Source organism: Synechococcus sp. 60AY4M2, assembly GCF_002760375.1.
Classification (GTDB): domain Bacteria; phylum Cyanobacteriota; class Cyanobacteriia; order Thermostichales; family Thermostichaceae; genus Thermostichus.
Map to the genome: position 1 here is coordinate 2,660,758 of NZ_AUMZ01000001.1, position 4,262 is coordinate 2,665,019.

Annotated in this window: 4 protein-coding genes; all 4 read left to right on the forward strand. The window is 56.1% G+C overall.

The window, feature by feature from the left end; genetic code table 11:
• The first annotated feature begins 523 nt into the window (after window positions 1-523).
• A complete protein-coding gene (locus SYN60AY4M2_RS11635) occupies window positions 524-1,600 on the forward strand; it encodes a VWA domain-containing protein (RefSeq protein WP_099812991.1) in 1,077 nt (358 codons plus the stop codon).
• A 403-nt stretch (window positions 1,601-2,003) separates the two neighbouring features.
• A complete protein-coding gene (locus tag SYN60AY4M2_RS13945; protein WP_143596976.1) occupies window positions 2,004-2,585 on the forward strand; it encodes a hypothetical protein in 582 nt (193 codons plus the stop codon).
• 480 nt (window positions 2,586-3,065) lie between these two features.
• Window positions 3,066-3,263 carry a DUF11 domain-containing protein gene (locus SYN60AY4M2_RS14125; RefSeq protein ID WP_099812995.1) on the forward strand — a complete coding sequence of 66 codons (198 nt, stop codon included), beginning with the start codon at window positions 3,066-3,068 and terminating at the stop codon, window positions 3,261-3,263.
• A 376-nt stretch (window positions 3,264-3,639) separates the two neighbouring features.
• Window positions 3,640-4,262, forward strand: a 623-nt coding sequence (locus SYN60AY4M2_RS14130; RefSeq protein WP_168173619.1) for a CSLREA domain-containing protein, incomplete at its 3' end; no start/stop codon positions are given.

Here is a 4,262-nt window from a genome sequence, read left to right on the forward strand (position 1 = left end):
TTTTACATACCTAGCCATACCAAGCAGCCATACTGAACATACTGGGCATTATTTTCAGTATAGTCCAGCATATCATTGACTAGAGTCATGCTCCTCACCCAGAGGGATCCCTATTAGAGCTTACACCTGTGGACGGGTTCCCATGCACCTCAGGCGGCGTCTGCCCGCCTTCGGGAGAGGAGATGGGGGCAAAACTGGACTGCCAAGCTTTTTCTAGGCTGGCCGGCAAGCCTCTTGAAGCTCCCCAACCCCACGGGCCATGCTTCTAAAGCCAAAGTTAAACAAGGACGCTTATTTTAAAAAAACTGTCACCTCTGAAAGCCATCGCCTGAGGATCGACAAGTTTTTAGTATCTTTTTTTTACTTGCAAGTGTTTCTTTCTACGATACTCTTTCGGCTCTCCCTATGGTAGCGTTACATCGCGATTTTGCCTTTTCTCTCGACCTTGTCTGTGCTTCCAGTCAATTCCCGCCAGGTCTTGACAATGCGACTTAACAGACCAGAAAACCGAGAAACTAGCTGGGTGATTGCCCTGATCCTGCTAGGGATCTCTATAGCCGGCTGTGGCTCTTCCAGTAGCACGGGGATCGACCCTGCTTCTTTGGGATCCCAAGCTCGCCTGACATTCAATGGGGCTCTGACCCGCTCCTTTTCTGGCACACAAGGGGAAATGGAGTTCAACATCGCCCTCCTGCAAGGCGGGGATCCGCCCCAACCAATAACCCAGCTCTCTGCCAGTCAGGTCAGCCTGCAGGTAAACCAGGTAACCGACTTGCTAGGGATCCCGCAGCCGGTAGCCTTGACCCTGACACCCACCCGGATCGAGAACCCCCCGTCGGATCTGCCTCAGCGGCCTTTGCTCATGGCAGTGCTGATGGATGGCTCAGGCAGCCTGTTGGTCTTGGATCCCCAATCTCGGCGCTTCCTGGCTGTTTTTCGGCTCCTGGATCAATTTCGCCCTGCACCCCTGGATCTGGGCGCCATTCTGCGCTTTGACAACCGGGGAGCAGGCTTTGGCGTTACAGCCCTGGGGCAGCCCCTGCGCACAGCTCAGCTATTGCAGGACTTCACCGGCGACAGAGAGCTGCTGAGACGAGGCGTTTTGCGTGCTGTTCCCGGAGGGAACACCGCCCTTTACGATGCCACGGTAGAAGCCGGGCGTTTCTTGAGCGACTTTCGGCTCACCGAGCGTTTCAACCGCCGCTTGGTGGTATTCACCGATGGGATTGACAACGAAAGCACCCGCTCCATCAACCAAGCTACTCAGGAGCTGACAACTTTGGCCAGAGAGCGAGGACAAAAACTCACCGTGTATGTGGTTGGGTTGGGGGTCGATTTGAATCTTCTGGAGTTACAGCGTCTGGCTGCAGCTACTGAGGGGACTTTTGTGCTGGCACGGTTTTCTGAAGGGCTGGAAGCTCCCTTTGCCAACTTATTCCCTGCTGCCATTGGGGAGCACCGCCTGCAAATGAGGGTGCAAAGCAATGTTCCGCTATCTGCTGGTTCTTATCTTCTCAGTGGCGAGCTGAGAGTTGAGAGAGAAGGCAGCCGTTTTGTGGCGCCCTTCAGCGACGCTGTTCTCACGGTGGGATCCCGCTAGAGTCATTCCGCAGGCTGACAACATCCCTAATCGAGAGCGAGGCGATAAGCAAATGTTTCGACGACTCGGTATACCCAGAAGATTTTGGCAACCGGCTGCGCTTGTCCTGGCGGCAGTGCTTACAGGTTCCCTAACGGTTTTCCTGAAAGGTTGCGGTGGTGGTACCTCCAGCAGCCCCTCGACCGTGGGGTCGCCGCCAAGGGATCCCAGCTCCGCCTTTGCCTCTGCCATTTTGGGGTTGGTGGTGGATCCCTTTGCTCAGCTTTGCCCTTCAGGCTCAACAGCCGCCCTTTGTTCGGGAGGGCCGCTCTTTTCAAGAGGCAATAAGGTTGAGTTGTTCAACCTAAGCTCAAGAGGGGACATTTTGTTGCCTGCCTTGTCAACCACTGCCTTGGAGGGCAACTTGCGGTTCACCATCCCCTTTTCCGGATCGATTATTCAACCGCCGGGGAAATTGGTATCGGTTCAGTCCAATCTCCTGGGCCAAGGGCGTCAGTCCGGCCAGTCTATACCCCTGCGGGGATTTGTTTTCAGCGCAGCCGTGGATGTTTCCCCTTGGAGTGAAGCCCTTTATCGCATCTTGCTGCGGGAGCGGGATAGAGTACCTTTCTCCAACTTAGCTCCCCCCGAAGTTAGGGATCTGGAGAATATTCTGTTTGTCAGCGTACCTCTTTCCAGAACAGCCCGAGACCTGGAGGAAATCATTACGGACATTATTCGACAAGCGGATCAACTTAGTTTTAATCAGCTCCGCTTTGTGGAGGATCTTATTCGCGTTTGCTATGCCCCAGAAGGTAATCAATCGGATCAGCCCTGCCGCCTCCGCATTCCCGTACCCCTACCGCCGGCACCTACGCCGACTCCATTTGTGCCTGCTCCTGAAACTCCCGCTCTTCCCACCATTATTACCAACAGAGCCGTGGTTCGTTCAGCATCGGGCTCATTGCTCTTTAGCAACACGGTTTCGGTGAGGGTAGATAACTGATGGTTGACTCGTTTTAGTCAAGTTTGATGTGAGCTGATTTTGTGTTTCAAGAGAACGCGCTGAGAGAGCTGAGGAGTGTTGAATGCTGACCTCAAAACCGTCTTCATTTCGTCCTGGTCAACTGGAAAGATTGCTTTGCTTTTTTAGTCGCAGCTTGGGCACCGTTTCCACAGCCCTGCTAATGGTTCTCTTGGGGGTAGAGCAAGCTAGCTTCCTCCGACACCCACGCCCACTCCAACACCCACACCCACCCCGACACCGACGCCCACACTCACTCCGACGCCCACACCCAGCCCAGCACCTCCCCCAGGCGAAGGGATCCGACTGGTCAAGCGGATTACCGCTCTCAACGGAACTCCTATCCCCGAATTCTTCGACGAGCCCACCGACCCCAACGACAACCCAGGGATCCCTTGGCCAGGCGGAGCCACCACCTTCCTGCAGGGGGCCATCAACCTGCCGGTGCGCCCAGGAGCGCGGGTGCAGTATGCCATCTACTTCCTGCTGGACTCGCCCGCTTCCACCTTTGTGGTGTGCGATCCCCTGGCGCCTGGCTTGCAGTATGTGCCGGGCAGCCTGTCGGTGAGCACAGGGATAGGGGATCCTTCATTCCGCCGGGTGGGGCCGTGCCGCCTGCTTGTGGGGGCATCAGCAACCCCAACGGTGTGGTGGTGGTGAACGTGGGGGGAGGCAGTTCTGGCTCAGCCGGTGTCGTCCGCTTCGAGGTCGCCGTTCCTAGGTGAAGCCCATTCCACACCTTGCCCCTCAACCGGGAGCAGCCTCTCATCCCGAGGTGAGGCCATGCCTTATCGGCTGGCGAAAGGGAAGTGGGAGTGGAATGGGAAATCCACTGCAGCCAGCGGTAGATTTAAGGAGAGGAGGTCTTCGAGGTTAGCCGATTGCCAAGCCCCTCTCCCTGTCTATGGCTTGTTGCCGCAGGTGAGCAGGTGTGGATCCTCTTACTAGGCCATCTTGATTGACAGAGAGGCAAGGTGTGGGCAAATACAGTTCTAGGTTCGTATTGCCCCTGGTGGCTTGTGCGGCAGCGGCAGGTTTGCAGTTGCCTTCGCCGGCACAGACTACGATCATCGTCACCACCCCAAGGGATGCCATAGACAACAAAGACGGGGAGTGCTCTCTGCGGGAGGCCGTGATAGCCGCAAACACCGATTCAGCAGTGAATGAATGTCTTGCGGGCCCAGGTGCGGACACGATTGTGCTGTCGGCAGGGAGGACCTATACCTTGTCGATAGACGACGATGGGTCGGGACACCAAACCGACTCTGGAGCGGACAACGACGATTTGGACATTACCAGCACCATCACCATTCAAGGCAACGGGGCGACGATCCAGCGGGATACTTCGATAGCATGCGATCTAGACGGTAGGGCAGCCAAAGGCGAGTTTCGCATTTTCCATGTCAGCAGAGGAGGCAAGCTCAATCTACAAGGTGTAGAGATCAAAAGTGGCTGTGCGGATGGAGACGATCCAAATACTGCCGGTGGCGGTGTTTTTGTGGGGGTCGGCGGTCAGCTTGCAGTCTCCAAGGTTCAGATCTCCAGTAATGGGGCTTTTTCTTTCGGGGGCGGCATCTACAACCTGGGCACAGTAACCATTGACGCAGCGGGCATTTCCGACAACGGTGCCGGCCAGGAGGGAGGCGGCATCTACAACGG